Origin of the sequence: Desulfobotulus pelophilus (assembly GCF_026155325.1) — a bacterium.
Lineage (GTDB): Bacteria > Desulfobacterota > Desulfobacteria > Desulfobacterales > ASO4-4 > Desulfobotulus > Desulfobotulus pelophilus.
This window is the reverse complement of sequence record NZ_JAPFPW010000012.1, coordinates 1-19,442: the sequence shown is the minus strand read 5'-3', so window position 1 is coordinate 19,442 and position 19,442 is coordinate 1. Positions and strand designations below refer to the sequence as shown.

At 53.3% G+C, this 19,442-nt stretch carries 7 protein-coding genes and 1 pseudogene; 4 read left to right on the top strand and 4 right to left on the bottom strand.

The window, feature by feature from the left end:
* Positions 1–276: 276 nt before the first annotated feature.
* The 3 genes from dnaK to OOT00_RS10715 form a co-directional block, all read right to left on the bottom strand.
* A complete protein-coding gene (gene dnaK / locus OOT00_RS10725; protein ID WP_265425377.1) occupies positions 277–2,199 on the bottom strand; it encodes a molecular chaperone DnaK in 1,923 nt (640 codons plus the stop codon).
* Between the two features lie 20 nt (positions 2,200–2,219).
* Positions 2,220–2,954 carry a nucleotide exchange factor GrpE gene (gene grpE, locus OOT00_RS10720; RefSeq protein WP_265425376.1) on the bottom strand — a complete coding sequence of 245 codons (735 nt, stop codon included), beginning with the start codon at positions 2,952–2,954 and terminating at the stop codon, positions 2,220–2,222.
* A gap of 346 nt (positions 2,955–3,300) precedes the next feature.
* Positions 3,301–6,168: a DEAD/DEAH box helicase gene (locus OOT00_RS10715; RefSeq protein ID WP_265425375.1), complete on the bottom strand. Its 2,868-nt coding sequence runs from the start codon at positions 6,166–6,168 to the stop codon at positions 3,301–3,303.
* A gap of 239 nt (positions 6,169–6,407) precedes the next feature.
* Here OOT00_RS10715 and OOT00_RS10710 point away from each other — a divergent pair, with 239 nt between their 5' ends.
* Complete coding sequence (locus OOT00_RS10710) at positions 6,408–8,522, top strand: PAS domain-containing sensor histidine kinase (protein ID WP_265425374.1); 2,115 nt, start codon at positions 6,408–6,410, stop codon at positions 8,520–8,522.
* Positions 8,515–10,755, top strand: coding sequence for a putative bifunctional diguanylate cyclase/phosphodiesterase (locus tag OOT00_RS10705; RefSeq protein WP_265425373.1), 2,241 nt, complete (start codon positions 8,515–8,517; stop codon positions 10,753–10,755). The genes OOT00_RS10710 and OOT00_RS10705 overlap by 8 nt, the downstream gene beginning before the upstream one ends.
* Here OOT00_RS10705 and OOT00_RS10700 read toward each other — a convergent pair.
* Complete coding sequence (locus OOT00_RS10700; protein ID WP_265425372.1) at positions 10,720–14,961, bottom strand: acyl-CoA dehydratase activase; 4,242 nt, start codon at positions 14,959–14,961, stop codon at positions 10,720–10,722. The two genes, OOT00_RS10705 and OOT00_RS10700, sit on opposite strands and share 36 nt — an antisense overlap.
* Positions 14,962–15,376: 415 nt before the next feature.
* On the opposite strand from OOT00_RS10700, the gene OOT00_RS10695 reads away from it, so the two are divergent.
* Both OOT00_RS10695 and OOT00_RS10690 read left to right on the top strand, forming a co-directional pair.
* Positions 15,377–18,577, top strand: a complete 3,201-nt coding sequence (locus OOT00_RS10695) for an EAL domain-containing protein (RefSeq protein ID WP_265425371.1) — start codon at positions 15,377–15,379, stop codon at positions 18,575–18,577.
* Positions 18,578–19,055: 478 nt separating this feature from the next.
* A pseudogene (locus OOT00_RS10690) lies at positions 19,056–19,442 on the top strand (pyruvate:ferredoxin (flavodoxin) oxidoreductase); the annotation flags it as partial.

Here is a 19,442-nt window from a genome sequence, read left to right as displayed (position 1 = left end):
CATTTCGCCTGTGAAAATCCGGGCCTGCAGCCAGACCTGTGTGCCGGGCAGACCCTTCTCCCTATAGGGACCGAGGGGCAAAATGGACAAAAAAACCACCCGCCATTCAAAGGACAGGCCATGGCAAAAAAACCATGCACTGGCTTCGGCAGGCAAGCGGCCAGCCCAAACCGGCATCTGTGTCAGAAAAAAATAAAAGGGCTGGCCCCTCATTGCCATGTCGGCACCACGGGCCAGCCCCCTATTCAGGCTGATGGATGATTATCAGCTGTCTTTTCAGTCTTTTTTATCACTTTTTACTTCTTCAAAGTCCGCATCCACCACATCATCATCCTGAGGACGGGAAGCATCCTGCGCACCGCCCGCTCCTGCCGCATCCGCCGCCGCACCAGCCGCCTGCTGCTGATACATGACTTCTGCCAGCTTGTGGGAAGCCTGAGTCAGGGTTTCGGTTTTGGCTTTGATGGCTTCCAGATCTTCACCATCCATGACCTTTTTCAGGTCTTCCACGGCGGTTTCAATGGAAGAACGGGTATCCGCATCCACCTTGTCGCCCATTTCCTTCAGAGATTTTTCCGTCTGGTAGACCATGCTGTCTGCCGTATTTCTGGCTTCCACCAGTTCCCGCTTACGCTTATCGTCATCGGCATGCATTTCCGCTTCCTTCACAAGGCGATCAATGTCATCCGTGGAAAGACCGCTGGAAGAAGTAATCTGGATAGACTGTTCCTTACCCGTACCCAGATCCTTGGCAGACACGTGCACAATGCCGTTGGCGTCAATGTCAAAACCCACCTCAATCTGGGGAACGCCCCTTGGTGCAGGCGGTATATCCCTGAGTTCGAAGTTACCGAGGGTCTTGTTATCCCGCGCCATCTCCCTTTCACCCTGCAGCACATGGATGGATACGGCAGGCTGATTGTCGGCGGCAGTGGAAAACACCTGACTTTTCTTGGTGGGAATGGTGGTATTACGTTCAATCAGCTTTGTCATAACACCGCCCAGGGTTTCGATACCCAGAGAAAGGGGCGTTACATCCAGCAGCAGAACGTCTTTCACATCCCCTTGCAGTACACCGGCCTGAATGGCAGCGCCTATGGCCACAACCTCATCCGGGTTCACGCCCCTGTGGGGCTCTTTGCCGAAAATCTTTTTCACCCGCTCCTGCACCGCAGGCATACGGGTCATACCGCCCACCAGAACCACTTCGTTAATATTGGAAGCACTGATTCCCGCATCTTTCAGGGCCTGTACACAGGGAAACTCCAGTTTATCCAGAAGGTCTGCCACAAGAGATTCCAGCTTGGACCGGGACAGCTTGACCTGAAGATGCTTAGGCCCGGATGCGTCGGCCGTAATGAAAGGCAGGTTCACTTCCGTTTCCATGGAGGAGGAAAGCTCGATCTTGGCCTTTTCCGCTGCTTCTTTCAGACGCTGCAGAGCCATTTTGTCTTTTCTGAGATCAATGCCCTGCTCCTTACGGAAGCTGTCTGCCAGAAAATCGATGATGCGGTTATCAAAGTCCTCACCCCCAAGGTGGGTATCCCCGTTGGTGGCCTTCACTTCAAAAACACCATCTCCTATTTCCAGCACAGAGATATCAAAGGTACCGCCGCCAAGGTCAAAAACCGCAATTTTTTCATCGGATTTTTTATCCAGACCATAAGCCAGAGAAGCTGCCGTAGGCTCATTGATAATACGTTTCACATTGAGACCGGCAATGGTACCCGCATCTTTTGTGGCCTGACGCTGGCTGTCATCAAAATAGGCCGGAACCGTAATAACGGCGTCCGTTACGGGCTCACCAAGATATTCTTCGGCTACCTTTTTAATATAAGCAAGGATATAGGAGGAGACCTCAGCAGGGCTGACCTTCTTATCCTGAATTTTTACACCCACATCTCCGTTATCCGCACTTTCAATGTGAAAAGGAAGAACACCTTTGTCCTTCTGCACGGCAGGAGAATTGAATTTACGGCCAATCAGTCTTTTTACACCGAAAATGGTATTTTCCGGGTTGGTGATGGCCTGACGCTTGGCAGGCTGCCCTACCAGACGTTCTCCGGAGCTCGTAACGGCCACAATGGAAGGAGTGGTACGACCACCCTCCGTGTTGGCAATAACTTTTGGTTCTCCTGCCTCCATGATGGCCACACAGGAGTTGGTGGTTCCAAGGTCGATACCAATAATCTTACCCATATCTATGTTCTCCTTTTAACTTATCGTCTGTCAGCATCCACGGACTGATCAGGTGCCTGATTACTCTCCCCTGCCCCGCCGGATTGATTTTCCGCAGGAGCCGCCATGGCTTTGGCTACGGATACCATGGCCGGGCGTATCAGTCTGTCGTGCATCATATATCCCTTTTGAAAAATCCGGATAACCGTATCCGGATCCGCCGCATCCGTTTCCTCATGGGCAACGGCCATGTGGTAGACGGGGTCAAACTTTTTGCCCTCCGCTTCCACACATTTGACATGGAATTCGGAAAAGACCTTCAGAATATCCGCAAGGGTGATACGAAGCCCTGCCACTATGGCAGAAATGGCTTCATCCTTTCCTGCGGAATCCATGGCCCTCTCCAGATTGTCCAGAGCGGGCAGCAGTTTCTGCACCAGAGAGACATTGGCATATTTACGGAACTCTTCCGTCTCGCGGGCCGTTCTTTTCTTAAAGTTGTCCAGTTCCGCAACGGTTCTCAGATAACGGTCTTCCGCCGTCTTCAGGGCAACTTCACTGCTCTTCAGTTTTTCAGCAAGACTGGCTTCCCTCTCCTCTGCAGGCTTTTCTTCTCCCGCAGGAGCTTCCGGCCTGTCTTCCGTTCCGGGCACAGGAGGGTTCTGCTCATCCTCCTGCGGAGAAAGGGATTCACCGGAAAAAGGTGCGTCCTTTACTCCTTCACGTTCCTCTTCAGGTCTCACTTCCGTCCTGTTATCCATATCTGCCTGTTTCAATCCTCATCTCCTGACGCAGATCCCATTCACCTTAGGACATCTGGAATTTCCATTAAAAAGGGCATGATCTCTTGTTCTGCATGCCCTCTCTCCTTTACTGCCGGACCCTGACTTCCAGAGTCTGCGGCCACCATTCCATGAACAGACTGTTCTTTACCGCCTTTGCACTATCATCCAAGGCCTGACGGTACAGCCACATATGGGATAAGCCTTTAAAATTAAGTTCCTTTTGATGCCTTTGCTATGTACTTTCACCGTATCCCGGTGAGGTTGGCAAGAAGATAAGGCCCAAAAAAGTCTTGTCAAGAAAGGGGAAAAAGCAAAAAAAGAAAAAGATTGCCCTTGTTTACCATGCCGGCAGGCGCACCACCTGCTCCGCCTTATTGCGGAAAAGCACATATCCCTTTTCAAGGCCATGAAGATAAAGGTCCCGGGTCAGCACAACATCCTGACGGCAATAGTCAATAATTTCTAGAAGTTTACCCTCCTTCCACCACTGAAGGGCAAGGAGACCATCGGCACTTTTCTGAGCCCCCAGCGTTTCCCTGCCCAGATGGTCCAGAGATAAACGATATCCCAGTCGTTCATGCACCTTTACCAGAAGATCAAGGGTGGGCAGGGAAGAAAAATCGAAATTCGTGTATCCGGAAAGAACCCGGTAATCAAAACGCAGAATATTGAAACCCACCACAAGGTCTGCCTGCTTCAGAAGAACAATCAGCTCATCCATATCTTCGGCAAGGAAGGTGATGCAGTCATCGAGGGCTGAATCATAAACCACCACACAGCTTACCTCCATGCGGTCGGCTCTGTGCCAGCCTCCCACCTCTGCTGCGGATCTGCGGGTTTCAAGATCCAGTACAAGGTATCGTTTTCCCGACACAGGGCCAGGCTCCCGAATCTCCGGAGGAAAGGCCACGGACGGAAGATCCGGCAGGGGCTCACCGGATGGCATGAGCAGCCCTTCCAGAAGACAAATGGCGGCCGCCTTATCTATGGGTCGGTTACCTGAACCGCATTTGGGAGAGTGCACACAGGCGGGGCAACCGCTTTCACAGGGACAGTTCGCCACAAGATCCCGGGTACGGACAAGAAGATGTTCTGCCTTTTCAAAGGCTTCCCGGCACAGACCTATCCCCCCCGCCACACCGTCATAAATAAAAATACATCCCCTCTGCACCTGAGGATGAAAGGGCTGGGAAATGCCACCAAGATCATTGCGGTCACACATCACCACCAGAGGCAGTATACCGATGGCAGCATGCTCCATGGCATGGATACCCCCCATAAAGTGCATCTGCCTTTCCGCAAGATACGGCTCCACTCTTTCGGGAATTTCTATCCAGATACCTTCGGTCTCAAAATGCTGGGGAGGCAGATTCAGGGGAGTGACACCCAGAAAACGCTGGCCCTTACTGTGTCGTTTCTCATAGCCTGTTATCTGATCCCTTACTTCCAGACGGCACAGGCCAACCCGGGTACCCGCCACCCTTTTTGTGTCCATGATTTCAAGAATCCGGGTTTCCTTGAAACCTCTGGGCCGGGTAAAATACGGAACCTTCTCCCTGCGCACCGTGACCCTTGCTCTGTCCACATCGAGATCTTCCACAAGGAAGTGTTCTCCGTTATGAAGGTACACCGCTCCGGGGTGGGTCTCCCGCATGGCCCGGAAAAGATCACTTTCTCCTATGCTCCGGCCACTTTCCTTCTCCACTATCATCATGGGCCTCCCCCCGCCCCGGAGGTTCACACCCCGATGGGGATATTTCAGGGAAGAAAGAAAATGAGAACCCTCCCTGCTTTCAAAAAGGCCGCCTTCCCTGAGAACACGGCCCATCATACCCTGAAATTCCATAACCATGGGATCATCACAGCGTAAGGGCAACTCCGCAGCAGCACAGGCAAGATGCCGGGCCGCAATCACCGGATTGGCCGGATGCACAATGGCCTTTTCCGGCGGCATGGAAAAAAAAACATCGGGATGACGCAGCATGAAACGGTCCAGCGCATCTTCCCCGCCAATGAGCAGCACGGCCGACTCTCTGTCCCTCCGCCCCACCCTTCCGGCACGCTGCCATGTTGCCATTACCGTGCCGGGGTAGCCCACAAGGATGCAGAGATCCAGCGCTCCAATATCAATACCCATCTCCAGAGCAGAAGTGGAAACCACGGCAAGAAGTTCACCTGAACCCATCTTCTTTTCTATCTTCCGCCTGTCCTCAGGCAGAAAGCCTGCCCGGTAAGCGGCAATTTTTCCCCTGAATGCACCGGAAAGCCCGTTGGCCCAGAGTGCAATCAACTCTGTCATTTTCCGACTCTGACAGTAGATCAGGGTTCGGAACCCCCTGTGCAGGGCCGCATGGATCAGATCCAGCACCATGCGGCTGCCTGCATCCATGCCATCCAGCATAAGAAAATGTTTGGGCGGTGCTGCCGCACCCGAACCCGAAACACAGGCCACGGAAAGCCCCGTGAGCCTCCCGGCCAGATCCTCCGGACTGTCTATGGTGGCAGAACAGAAAACAAAGGTGGGAGTACCACCATAATACCGGCAGATGCGCAGCAGTCTCCGGAGCACCCATGCCATATGGGAACCCATTACCCCCCGCAGAGTATGGACCTCATCAATGACAACGGTTTCAAGGGAAGAAAAAAAAGAAGCCCACTTATCATGAAAAGGAAGGAGGGCCAAATGCAGCATTTCCGGATTGGTAATCAGAACGGCAGGAGGACGCCGGCGTATCTTCAACCTTTCGTGGGAAGAGGTATCACCGTCATAAACGGCAACCGTGGGAGGGTTGAGAACCTCCATGTGAGGGATGATGGCTTCCAGCGTTTCTTTCTGATCCCTTGCCAGCGCTTTCAAGGGAAACAGGTAAAGAGCTCTGGCGTTGGGGTTGGCAAGAAACCGCTCCAGTACGGGAATGGTATAGGTGAGACTTTTGCCGCTGGCTGTGGGTGTGGCCACCACCGTATGCAATCCCTGACGGATGCGGCCTATGGCCTCTGCCTGATGGGCATACAGCTCCCCGACACCCATGGCATCCAGCATACGGCGAAGGGGAGGGGCAAGCGGAGGGTCCGCCTGCCCAAAAGTGGCCGTATGCCCCGGCATTTTTTTGTGCACCACCACCCTTTCCCTGATGGGACCATACTGCTTCAGGGCTTCCAGATAGGCTGCCATATCCTCTGATTGCTCCACCCCATCCTCCACGGTTCCGCCCCTTTCTCCTCCGTCAAATCCGATATGCCATCCTTTTTGCCGGAAAGGCCCATGGCCTTTCCAAAGCTCACACAGTGTGCACTTGTATCCATGAAATTCAACGGAAAGTTCATCCTGCCAAGCGCTCCATAACCGGCACCCTGTTTACAAGGCAGGACAAATAGCCTAGATTCAAACAGCTTTCTACAACACACCCCCTTTCATAGTCATCCGAAGGAGGTCATGCCCCCATGACAGTTCCGGATTCCGTTTTATCCAGCCCGAACCATGCCAACTCTCCATCCGGCAGCCTCCAGGAAATGCATACCCTTTTTCTCCACGCACCCATTCCCATGTCCTGCACCATACTGGACGACAGGGGAAAACCCGCCAGAACCCTCTGGAACCATACCTGGCACAAACTTTTCGGTTATCCGGCAGACAGCGTACAGGATCTGTGTGCTCCTGCCTTTCACTTCTGGAAAGACGAAGATGCCTACAACCGGTTTCTGCACCAGACAACACTATCCGGAGAGATCCACAACACGGAGGCATACCTGCTCTCCTATGATGGCAGCCAGAGGGTTGTCATTGTCTCCGGCCGCATGATCCGCCTGGAAAATCAGGTTCTTCTCATCAAAAGCTACATGGACATCACCCGCCAGCGCGAAGTGGAAACGGAACTTCTTGTTTTCCGGGAAATGGTGGAAAGGGCCAACGATGCCATGGTGCTGGTGGAAGACGACCGCATCATTGAATGCAATCCCGCAACCCTTCGCCTTTTCGGCCTGAGCCGTGACGAAATCATCGGCATCCATCCGGGCAGACTTTCCCCGGATCTTCAGGAAGATGGCAGTCCTTCTCTGCTGGAAGCGGACCAGCTCATGGCGGCGGCCATGGCCGGAGAAGCCCGCCAGTTCCTGTGGCGGCATCAACGCTCCGACGGAACACTTTTTATAGCAGAAGTCACGCTCAACCCGGCTAAAGACATGCCCCTGTCCGGCTCCGAAAAGCGCAGACGTTTTGTGGGTGTGCTCCGGGATGTCACCCTGGCCCAAAAGGCCAACCGGGCTCTGCTGCAAAGTGAAATGCGATTCCGGGAGCTGTTTGAACTGGCCCCCGTCCCCCTCTGTCTTCTGGCCACCGATGGCCGGATTACGGCAATTAACCGCAGATGGACCCAGCTCTTGGGTTATACTCTGGAAGATATTCCCCACATCAGAGACTGGTGGGAAAAAGCCTATCCGGACCCGGACTACCGGAAAAAAGCCATGGCACTATGGCATAAAGGAATGGATCATCTTGCCACAACCGGCGAAGAGCTTCGTCCAACAGAACTTACCATCTGCTGCAGGAACAAAGAAAGCCGCAACCTTCTGGTGGGTGGAGCCATGGTGGGTGAGGACCTCATGATCAGCTTCTATGATGTAACCGAACAGCGCAAAGCGCAGCAGGCACTGGAAAGCCTCAATACCAGCCTGGAAAGCCGGGTTGAAGAAAGAACCATGGCACTCCGGACAGCACTGGAAAACCTTCGACTTACCCAGACCGAACTGGTCCGTTCTGAAAAGCTCGCGGGTCTGGGATCCCTTGTAGCCGGGGTTGCCCATGAACTCAATACTCCCATCGGCAATGCCGTTATGGTAGCCAGCACCCTGAAAGACCTGACCCGGCAGTTTCAGACCGCCTGTGCCGAAGGACTGAAACGCTCCGTTCTGGAACATTTCATCAACCGGTGGCAGGAAGCAGGAGAAATCATTGAACGAAATCTTTTCAGGGCGGCGGAGCTGATTGCAGGCTTCAAGCAGGTAGCCGTGGATCAGTCCAGCTACCAGCGCAGAACCTTTGAACTGGGCGAAGTGTTGCATGAGCTGCGTCTCACCCTCAGCCCCACCCTGAAACGCAACAGGGTGGAGCTCAAAGATGATGCTGACCCGGGCATTTACATGGACAGCTATCCCGGCCCCCTTACTCAGGTATTGATGAATATCGTCAATAATGCCGTTATCCATGCTTTTGAAGGAGGGGCAGAAGGTCGTGTCCGCATTGAAGGACGGGCCATTGACAGTGACAACGTACGCATCAGGGTCACAGACAACGGCTGCGGTATCCAGCCGGAAAATCTTACGCGTATTTTCGATCCTTTTTTTACAACCCGGCTGGGAAAAGGCGGCTCCGGCCTGGGCCTGCATATCGTTTATTCTCTGGTGAGTGAGCTTCTCGGCGGCAGTGTGCGCATGGAAAGCACGCCGGGAAGGGGCAGTACCCTCATTATGGATCTGCCCCTCCACGCTCCAGGCCATCCCCAGCAAGAAAACCAGGGCTCCGGATCCATCACAGCGGACACACGAGGTCACCATGAATGATCAGCCAAGGCTCTTACCCTCCGATGAACTTATCTTCATAGAAGAAGATACGGACTCCCACCCTTCCCACAGGGAGGCCACGGACACCGGTCCGCCCTGGCAGATTCTTGTGGTGGATGATGACGGGGATGTTCATCGGGCTACGGAACTGGCCCTCCGGGATCTTCAGATTGAAAACCGGCCCCTGCAGCTTCTCCATGCCCATTCCGGAGAAGAAGCCTGTCGCATGGTGGAAGCCAGCCCCAACCTTGCTGTCATCCTGCTGGATGTGGTCATGGAATCCGATGATGCAGGACTCAGGGTCGTCCATCATGTCCGCGAAAAGATCGGCCGGAAAGCCCTGCGGATTATCCTCCGTACCGGCCAGCCCGGCTATGCGCCCGAACTGGAAACCATACGCAGTTATGATATCAACGACTACAAAACCAAATCCGAACTCACCCGTGTACGCCTTTTCACCAGCCTCACCACTGCGGTGAGGGCCTATACACAGATGCGCAGCCATGAGGATATGCGGCGTGGCCTTGAAATGGTGGTCAGGGCCAGCACGGAGCTGAACAAGCTGAATGGGATGCAGCTTTTTGCCGAAGGCGTGGTGGCCCAGCTCTGCGCCCTTCTGCAAATGGAACCGGAAGGGCTGATCTGTGCTCAGGAGGGTGCGGGGGAAAACAAAGAACCCGCCCGCATCATTGCCGCAGCCGGTAACTTTCGTCATCTGATGCATCAGCCCCTTGAAACTCTGAATATGCCCCATGTCCAGAAAGCTCTGGAACATTGCCTCAGGGAACGAAAAAACATTTTTGAACACGACCTGCTTTTATATTTTGCTACGGAAAAAGGACGGGGACTGGCGGCGTTTGTGGAAGTTCGGCGTACGCTTGAATCCACAGAAATGGATCTTCTGGAGGTTTTCTGCTCCAGTATGGCTGTGGGCTTTGACAATGTCATGCTCTATGAGAGACTGGTGGATCAGGCTTATCTGGACCCCATGCTCCGCATCCCCAACCTGAACCGCCTTCTGGAAGTTCTTGAACAACCAGAACTGGAAAGAAAAAGAACTACGCTGGCACTTCTGGATATTGATGATTTTTCCGCTATCAATGACACCCTTGGCCATGAAATGGGCGATGCGGTGCTCCATGCCATTGCCCGGAGGCTGGAAAACGGTATGCAGGGAAGCCTCATTGCCCGGCTGGGCAGCGATCTCTTCGCCCTGTTGGGGCCTTCACGGGAAATCAGTCCGGAAAAACTGCAGGATCTTTTTACCGGCAACTTTGAGGTTATGGGCCAGCATGTCCGTATATCCGCCACCATGGGACTGGTACGGCTGACCCAGGATACCGGCCCCGGATCCCGTCTGCTCAAGGATGCCCATGTGGCCCTCAAGCAGGCCAAACTGCGCCAGAAGGGAACGGCCCTGTACTTTTCCGAATCCATGGGCCAAGACGTACGGGAGCGCATGCGTCTTCTCATCAGCCTCAGGGAAGCTTTCAATACCCAGCTCCTTTTTCTTGTCTATCAACCGAAAATCAGTCTGCAAACCGGCCTCGCCAGCGGTATGGAAGCCCTGCTCCGCTGGCGAATGCCCGATGGCAGCTTTGTGCCGCCGGACCGCTTCATTCCGCTGGCCGAACAGTCCGGCCTCATGATAGCACTGGGAACCTTTGTGCTGCGTACAGCCTGCCAGCAGCTTTACCGCCTGATGGATGCAGGTTTCACAGACCTTATCATGGCCATCAATATATCTCAGGCACAGCTCAGGGAACAGGACTTCATACCCATACTGCAGAGTGCCATTGAGGATGCGGGCGTACCCGCCGAACAGGTGGAGCTGGAAATTACCGAATCCATGGCAGCAGAAGATCTTATGCGAATCCGCACCCTGCTGGATGCCATCCGGAGCATGGGAGTGAAGGTGGCCATAGACGATTTCGGCACAGGGTTCTCCTCCCTGAGCGTTCTGCGCCACCTCCATACCCAGCGTCTGAAAATTGACCGCAGTTTTGTGCATGAAATCCTGGAAGATGACAGCATAGCCCGCATGGTGATAGGCCTGGGTCACAGCCTCGGCATGAGCATCACCGCCGAAGGCGTGGAAACCGAAGCCCAGCGTCAGGCTCTCTTCTCCCTTGGCTGTGATGAAGGCCAGGGCTGGCTCTTTGCCCGTCCCATGGAAGAGCCAGCCCTGCTGGAGTGGTTACAGGGCACAGAGAAAGGGAAACCCTCCCTTTGACAGGCAGGATTCCTCCCCTTTTTTCACCCTCGGGAAGGTAAGGTAAGGAACCAGATCCTGATTCCGGAAACCACCCGTGCCATCATAGGTAATGGACACCACGGGAATACCGGTTTTTTCTTCTATGCGTCCGGCCATGGCCTCCGTAACCAGAGATGCACAGCAGAAGGCAGGGCTCACCTGTACAAAAAGCCCCAGATCCGGATGGTGCCTGTGCAGGTAGAACACCTTCAGCAGGTTATCCAGAGATTCGCCTGTATTTTCAATGGAAACCCCGTACTCCTTCAGGATGTCCCCGGGCGGCACATCATATTCCGGTCTCGGTTCTCCGATCAGGGGTTCAAAATGGCGGTAATACCGCCACTCCAGACGGGACAGGGCTGCCAGCAGGGGCCGGTAGGAAATCAGATTCCGGTATTTTCCTTCATTGAACCATTTTTTAAAATATACCTCAGCGGTCATACGTGCATAATCACTGTAGGGCATGGGAATCACCTCACCGCCGTGGGACTCGATGAAACGGACAAGATTCTGGTTCATCACATCATTGTCCCGGACATAAATATCCCCGAACACAGCCACCTTGACCCTTGCCCCGTCCTCCTGAGGAATGGAGGAAAACATGGCCGCCACTTCCCTTGCCGCATCTTCCTTCCCCTTTTCACCCATAAAGGCAGCCTCCATAACGGTGATGGCTTTTTCCAGCACCGCATCCGTCATGCCCACAAGTTTTTCCCTGGGCCGGATTCTGCAGGCAACCCTGCGCAGAAGCCCGCCAAACAGATAGGCAATATAGGTATTGAAGGCCGAGCGCATGGAAATTTCAATAAAGGAAAGATCGCCCACATAAAGACCTGCCCTGCCATATTTTTCCCCATAACGGGCAAGGAGGGTTTTAATATGATGGGGATAAAGCTTGATGTTGCAGGCAATGTCCGACTTCATCATCCACAGGACTGTCTTTTCCGGATCCAGATCGTACCGGTCGATGGTTTCCACATATTCTTCCGCTATGGCATTGACCGGAATACACTGCCCCGTATTAAACCGCAGACTGCGACGGATGGCCGCTTCGCTTTCCTCCATAACAATGACCCGCAGTCCTTCCCTGCGGAGATTGGCAGCCAGCAGGCGGCATGTAATGGGATCCCAGTTGGGCAGCACCAGGGTTTTCCCCTCTAGGCTTGCAGCCATCTCCGGGTTCACCCCTTTCAGTACGGCAGGTGCGGCAGGCTGCTGCCCTTCGTTGTGATTCCTGAAGGCACGGATGGCTGCCTCAATACGGGTTTCATACCCCACACTGGAATCGTGCTCATCCAGCTCCAGCACCAGATAGGGCTTATCCCAGGCTTCCAGAATGGCCTTGGCATAGTCCAGAATGAAGCTGTCCGGTGCACATTTAAAGGCCGTCACAAACACCGGGTACAACCCTGGTATTTTTGCCGTTTCCTCCACAGCGGCAAGAATGCGGGCCGCATAACGCCAGTGAACCGTATCCAGCAGAGGCTGCAGGGAAGTATCCTTTTTATCAGGATCCGGCAGCATGTCCTGAAAAAAGGGACGCACCCCAAGGGATTCAAAAATTTCCGGGATACCCTTGTTGGCCCAGGAAGGCAGCACATTGTAAGGACGGCCCAGCAACAGCACGCGGATATCCCCGCCATCTTTTGCCTTTTTCCCCACTTCCTGCAATCGTTTTCCGGACTCCTCTTTATAGCGGGTGGCCGCATCCCATGCTCTGGACACCTCCAGAAAACCAATGTCCCGGCCACTGATACGGCGCAGCATGCGGTAAAGTTCCATTTTGGTATGCAGATCCGGATACAGATACCGGACCGTGGGCCGCAGAACCCGCGCGCTGTCCATAAAGGACGCCAGAGAGGGAACAAACTGCGTATAATAGCAATACTGACGACGTGCCGTTTTGTCCGACCGGCGCTCCTCAAAATAAAAGGGGAGGAAAACATAGTCCGTTCTTTCCAAAAGCCAGGCCACATGACCGTGCATGGCACTCATGGGAGCGCAGAACTCTGCTCCGGCCAGCACCTTGCCACTTCGAACTCCTTCCGCATAGGTATCACTGCTCCGTACGGCAAAGCCCAGCCGTTCAAAAAAGACCTTCCAGAAACCCTGATCCTCATACAGATGCAGGGCAGCAGGCAGACCAATGGTCAGTTCCCCTTCTTCCGGCGGCACCATGTCTGCCATGGCCAGCGCCTTTTTTCTCACCTTGCTCAGGGAAAAACCCGCACGGTTGCGATTCACATAGTTTTCTGTTTCGTAATCCCTGCCGCAGAGAAAACCATAGGCCACCTTTGCCCCGGCTACCTGTGCAACAGTGAGTTTGCAGTGGTTGGTGCACAGGGTGCACACCTCCGTCTCAATGGGGATGGGATGCTTATATATCTCCACACCCCTGAAAGCGGTGGCTTCTGGCAGGGCTTCACCAAGAGCAAGGGCAGCTCCCAGAGCACCTGTCAGATGGCAGTAACGGGACACCAGAATGGGTTTTTGCAAACGCTGTTCAAAGGCTGCCACAAGGGACCGGTTTTTAGCCGTGGCTCCCTGAAAAAAAATCACATCGCCAATCCGGCTTTCCGTAGCCACCTTGAGAAGGTAATTTTCCCGGACGGAATGCAGGGCACTGGCCAGCACCTCCTCCACGGAAAAGCCTTCCGCCAGATAATGATTCAGATCCCTTTCCATGAACACCGTACAGCGATCACTGGAAAGGGGAGCGGCCACGCCTTCGGTGAGACGGGCATAATCGGAAATGGCAACCCCCAGCTTCTGGGCCTGCTCCTCAATAAAACTGCCCGTTCCAGCAGCACAGACATTGTTCATGATGGAACTGGTAACCCGACCATCCTTCAGGGTGGTGAACTTGGCATCCTGCCCACCGATCTCAATGATGGTATCCACCTTCGGATTCAGCATACTGGCGGCCTTTGCATGGGCTGTGATTTCATCCAGTATGAGATCCGCCCCCAGAATACCCCCCACAAACTTCCTGCCGGAACCTGTAGTGGCGCAGCCCGCCAAAGGCACCGTGATACCAGAGGACCGCTGCATCCCGTCCAGAGCTTCCAGAATGGAACAGATAGCCGCCACGGGCCGTCCCTGAGTCCGGGTATAGAAGCCCGCCGCCACCCCTCCTTTTGGGGAAACCAGAACGGCTTTGGTACTGGTGGAACCGATGTCTACTCCCAGAATATGAGGGCTGCCACCAAAAACCTCGGGGAGCTGGTAAAGGTCCACTTCCACATCCGGTCCCTCACCGTGCTCTGGCCGAAAAATACTGGTGGCAAGGCCAGCAAATTCGGGCCAGACAGACATCTCAAGGGTCAGAGGAGGATAACAGGCAGTGGCGATGGAGGTTTCCTTGCGGGCATGGATGGCAACGGGCCAGACACACCGCCGCACCAAATCGGGATGTTCCCTGTGGTAATGCAGGGCCGTACCCACAGCACCGAAAAGATGGGAAAGGGGATCCACAATAAACGATTCACCAGCGAGCTTTTCCATATGGCGGCGTACCGCACCGTTAAGGGCTACCCCCCCCACCATGACCACCGGCCCCTGCCATGCGGCATCGGAAAGAACCGTATCCACCACATTCCGGGCCAGACCTTCGCAGAGCCCATCACAGATAGCGGCCTGTGAATACCCTTCCTGCTGGGCATGAATCAGGTCTGTTTTGGCGAAAACAGCACAGCGGGAAGCAATTTTAGGAGGTTCTCCTCTATGGGAGTCGGCCATCTCTGCCAGTTCTGCGGCACCGGAAAAACCCAGACGGCCAGCCTGCTGATCAAGAAAACTACCCGTGCCTGCAGCACAGGAAGTGTTCCCCCTGTAACTCTGATAAGCTCCATTGGCATCAAAACGGATCAGCCCGAACTTCTCCCCGCCCACCACAAGGGCTGCCCGGGCGGAAGGCTGCCTTTTCCTGAGGGCTGCGATCAGGGCCACCCTTTCATCATAATGCCCCTGACTTTCAAAATACCCGCGAGCCCTGCCCGTTGTAACGAGGGCTGCAGGATTCTCACCTTCAAAATCTTGAAAAAGAATCTCCAGCGTTGCGATGATATCACCATGATGAAAACGACAGGCCGTGCGACCGATACTGCCATCGGATGCCACAAGAGCCATACCGATGGTTACCGAACCCACATCCACACCCAGCACCCATGTTTTTTCTGTATGCATCAGGATGAAACCTCCTTACGGATCACGCATAGTGCGCTTTTCTGTGACAATAAGACATCTTGGCAAGGTAAACTAAGCGCATGGAAAAAGTCTTCAAAAAGAAAGAGGAAACATAAACCTGCTATGATTACCACCGGAAGCCCTGCAGGCGCAAGGGTGGGAAGGGTTCCGGGGAAAAAACAGAATTTGCTTGCCCTGCCCTGTCTTTCATTCATGAAATACATCTCTGTTTTGTAAATTGACAAAAGACAACGATTCTTCTATACTCTGACCTTATCGTTACAATATGTCCCGCCCGTACCCGACCCCCTTTCCGTTGTCGGAAGAGAGGGAACCACACGTCTCCTTTCCATGTGCGTATACGGTAAAAACCAGACTGATTTCTTCCCAAACGTCCTGTCAGGTGGATTCTTCCATGGCCCTGATGCAGAAATTTCTGAACATGCCCATCCGGAATCGTATGCTGGTCAGCTATCTGACCCTTTTCATCATGGCCATGACCTTTACCGGCATAGGTGCCCACACCCTTCTGCGCCTCACCATTGAACGACACATACAAAGTACTTTTGACAAAACCACAGGAACCATCCACAGCCTCATCCATACGGCAGGAAACGTGGCCATACGTAACCACCTCAGAACCGTTGTCGAAACCAATCTGCAGATTTTACAAGAACTGCACCGACAGACAGAAACAGGCACTCTGTCTGAAAATCAGGCCAGAATACAGGCATCCGCTTTTTTCCGCAGGCAGGTCATCGGACACACAGGATATATTTATGTTCTCAATCAGGAGGGCGTTCTGCAGCACCATATGGACAGAAACCTGGAGGGCCAGGATATGTCTCATTTTGATTTCGTCACTCAACAGAAACGGACAAAGGATGGCTATGTTGAATACGACTGGAAAAACCCGGGGGAACAGAATTTCAGACCCAAAGCCCTGTATATGGGATACTTTGAGCCCTGGGACTGGATTGTTTCCGCTTCCTCCTACAGGGATGAATTCCGGGACCTTCTGAGAATCGACGACCTGAGGGAAGCCATTAACAACCTCCGGTTTGGAAAAAGCGGGTACGCCTTTCTGATGGACAAAAGCGGCGAGCTTCTCATTCACCCCCACTTTGAACCACAGAACATTGAAAAATGGCTGGATACCGAAGGCAGGCCCATTATCCGTAAAATTCTGCAGGCAGACCGTGTCGTTCACCGCTACACCTGGCAGAACCCCCAGGAAAACAAACCCAGAAACAAAGTGATACTTTCCGCCCACGTACCGGAACTGGGCCTTGTCATTGCCGCAACAGCCTATACGGATGAATTCTACGCACCCATTCACAACCTCAGCAAAACCCTCTTTGCCTCTCTACTGCTCTGCCTCATTGTCCTCATACCCCTTACGGCATGGCTGGGACGATCCATCACAAAACCCATTGAAAGCCTTGTCGCCATCATGCGTGAAGCCGAAAAAGGAGATTTTTCCCTGCGTGCTCCCGTTCTTTCCGATGGAGAATCCGGCGTTCTTGCCAGATGTTTCAACCATTTCATGGAGTATATTCAAACCGGACACAGCACTCTGAAAAAAGAAGTTCAACAGCGGAGGGAATCCGAGGAAAAAGCCAGAGCCCTTGCCCGCTTTCCGGATGAAAACCCCAACCCTGTTCTGAGAATAACCCAAAATTTCATACTGGACTATATGAACAAGGCGGCACGGGAACAGCTGAACGGATGGGATCTCGTTCCCGGCCAGAGGATTCGTGAAGAATGGGAAAAAATAATTAAGGACTGCACAAAAACCGCCGGCTCGGGTTCCGTGGAAGCCACCATAGCAGACAAAACTTTCCTTTTTACCGCAAGCCCCCTTTCAGACGGTAAGGCATGGTACCTTTACGGGCATGAAATTACAGAAAAAAAAGCCTACGAGCGGCTCCTTCTCCTTTCGGATACGGTTTTTGAAAACACCATAGAAGGTATCTGTATAACCAATGCCAGTATGATCATAGAACGGGTCAACCCGGCCTTTTCAACCATTACGGGTTTTGCTCCGGAAGAAGTTCTGGGAAAAGATCCCATGGTTTTAAAATCCGATATTCACCCACAGGGTTTTTATAGAAATGTATGGAATGCCCTTCAGAAAAATGGCGAATGGAGCGGAGAAGTCTGGAATCGGAGAAAAAATGGTGAAACCTACCCCCAGTGGCTTGCCATTACGGGCATTCCCGATGAAACCGGAAAAACCGTACGCTACATGGCTGTTTTTCACGACATCAGCGAACTGAAAACCAGCATGGAGGCACTGCACTTTCAAACCTTCCATGATACCCTCACAGGTCTTGCCAACCGGAGAATGCTGACGGAAGAACTCGAAAAAATGATTGCTCTTGCACGCCAGAGAAAGGAAAAGCTGGCCGTTCTGTTTCTGGACATAGACAACTTCAAGAATGTCAACGACTCCCTGGGCCACCTTACGGGAGATCATATCCTGAAGAAAATTACGCGTCGCATTGCTTCCATACTTAAGGCGGAAGAATTTTTAGCCCGCTTTGCCGGCGATAAATTCGTGGTGATCAGCCCCATGATCCAGGACTCAGGCACCGCTGCTGCCACGGCTCTCCGAATCAAAAACATACTCAAAAAACCGTTTAGCATGAAAGACAGAGAATATTTTGCATCCCTCACCATCGGTATTGCCCTGTTCCCCGATGATGGAGAGAATGAAGAAAGCCTCATCAAGAATGCGGAAACGGCCATGTATCGTGGAAAGCAGACCGGTAAAAACAGCTTTGCCCTCTTCTCTCCGGAAATGAATACCTTTGCCATACAACGCATGGATATGGAAAACCTTTTACGTAAAGCCCTTGAAAAAAATGAATTTCACCTTGTTTATCAACCCAAAGTGGATCTTGTTTCCGGAAAAATAACGGGGGCGGAAGCCCTGCTCCGCTGGCATCCGAATGGTGGAGATCCGGTTGCCCCCTCCATCTTTGTTCCCATTGCAGAAGAAACGGGCCTCATTCTTCCCATTGGAAGCTGGATACTGGAAAATGCCGTGAAGGAAGCTGCCCGATGGCAACGAGAAGGCCTGCACGGACTTTCCCTTGCCGTCAACCTTTCCGCTGTGCAGTTTCAACAGCCGGGGCTCTGTGATGAAATTTCCCTGTTGCTGACCCATACCGGCCTGCCACCGGAACAGCTGGAGCTGGAACTCACAGAGAGTGTGATTATGGAAGATGCGGATTCCGCCATCCGGACTCTCTCACGTTTTGCCCATATGGGCATACGTTTTGCCATAGACGACTTCGGAACCGGCTACTCATCTTTGAGTTACCTCAAACGCTTTCCCATACAGGTACTCAAGGTGGATAAATCCTTTATACAGGAAATTCCCCATAATCAGGATGACGCATCCATTGTGCTCTCCATCCTCTCGCTGGCCCACAGCCTGGGGCTTACGGTAGTGGCAGAAGGCGTGGAAACGGAAGACCAGCTTACCTTCCTCCGCGCCCACAACTGTGACATGATGCAGGGGTTTCTATTTTCACAACCCCTCCGGGCCGAAGAGTTCCGCTCCTTTGCCGCTCAGGAAACAGGCATCCGGCCCATGCGGGTGCTCTAAATTTCCACCCTGCCTCCCTTCCCCTGCCAGACAGACTTCCTATGCTGTTTTTATCTTTACGCTTTACAAGTTCGACCCCTTCGTACTATGTTTCCTGATTACGAACATGCTTCATAAGGCTACAATGGGAAACAATGGTAATCTCAAAGGGTTTTCTGCTCTAAAAAAACCTGTTCCGCCTTCCCCTTCTGCCGATGCAGCTTCCGCCTGCTGTGTGACCGGGTGGCCCCCTGGCCAGCAGGCGCATCCAAAGGGAGAAAAGGCCGGACACCGCAAAGGAAAACAGCCGCCTGTAAAACGAAAGAGATCCGACCGCAACGATATTATGGAGTAATCCTCCGCCAGGTCGTATCCGGGCGGCGCAGACCCGCCACCCCTGCTTACAAGCCTGTTTTCCATCTGCGATGTTCCGTCCTCCTTACAAGCTCTGCGGAACAGACACCAGAACAGACAACATTTAAAAAAAGGAATTTTTTCGATGTCTACAAAAATGATGACCATCGACGGCAACACCGCAGCGGCCCATGTGGCCTATGCCTTCAGTGACATGGCCGCTATTTACCCCATTACCCCCTCATCCCCCATCGGTGAAATTGCCGATGCATGGGCAGCAGACGGACGTAAAAACATCTTCGGCCAGACCGTAACGGTCCGTCAGATGCAGTCTGAAGCCGGTGCTGCCGGTGCCGTGCATGGAGCCCTTGCCGCGGGGACCTACACATCCACCTTCACGGCATCTCAGGGGCTTCTCCTCATGATCCCCAACATGTACAAAATGGCTGGCGAACTCCTGCCCACGGTTTTCCATGTTACGGCCCGTGCCGTGGCTGCCCACGCCCTTTCCATTTTCGGTGATCATCAGGAT

Excerpts from the sequence above, each read along its gene's own strand:
- dnaK (WP_265425377.1), bottom strand. The coding sequence starts at position 2,199 with ATGGGTAAGATTATTGGTATCGACCTTGGAACCACCAACTCCTGTGTG.
- OOT00_RS10710 (WP_265425374.1), top strand. The coding sequence starts at position 6,408 with ATGACAGTTCCGGATTCCGTTTTATCCAGCCCGAACCATGCCAACTCT.
- OOT00_RS10705 (WP_265425373.1), top strand. The coding sequence starts at position 8,515 with ATGAATGATCAGCCAAGGCTCTTACCCTCCGATGAACTTATCTTCATA.
- OOT00_RS10700 (WP_265425372.1), bottom strand. The coding sequence starts at position 14,961 with ATGCATACAGAAAAAACATGGGTGCTGGGTGTGGATGTGGGTTCGGTA.
- OOT00_RS10695 (WP_265425371.1), top strand. The coding sequence starts at position 15,377 with ATGGCCCTGATGCAGAAATTTCTGAACATGCCCATCCGGAATCGTATG.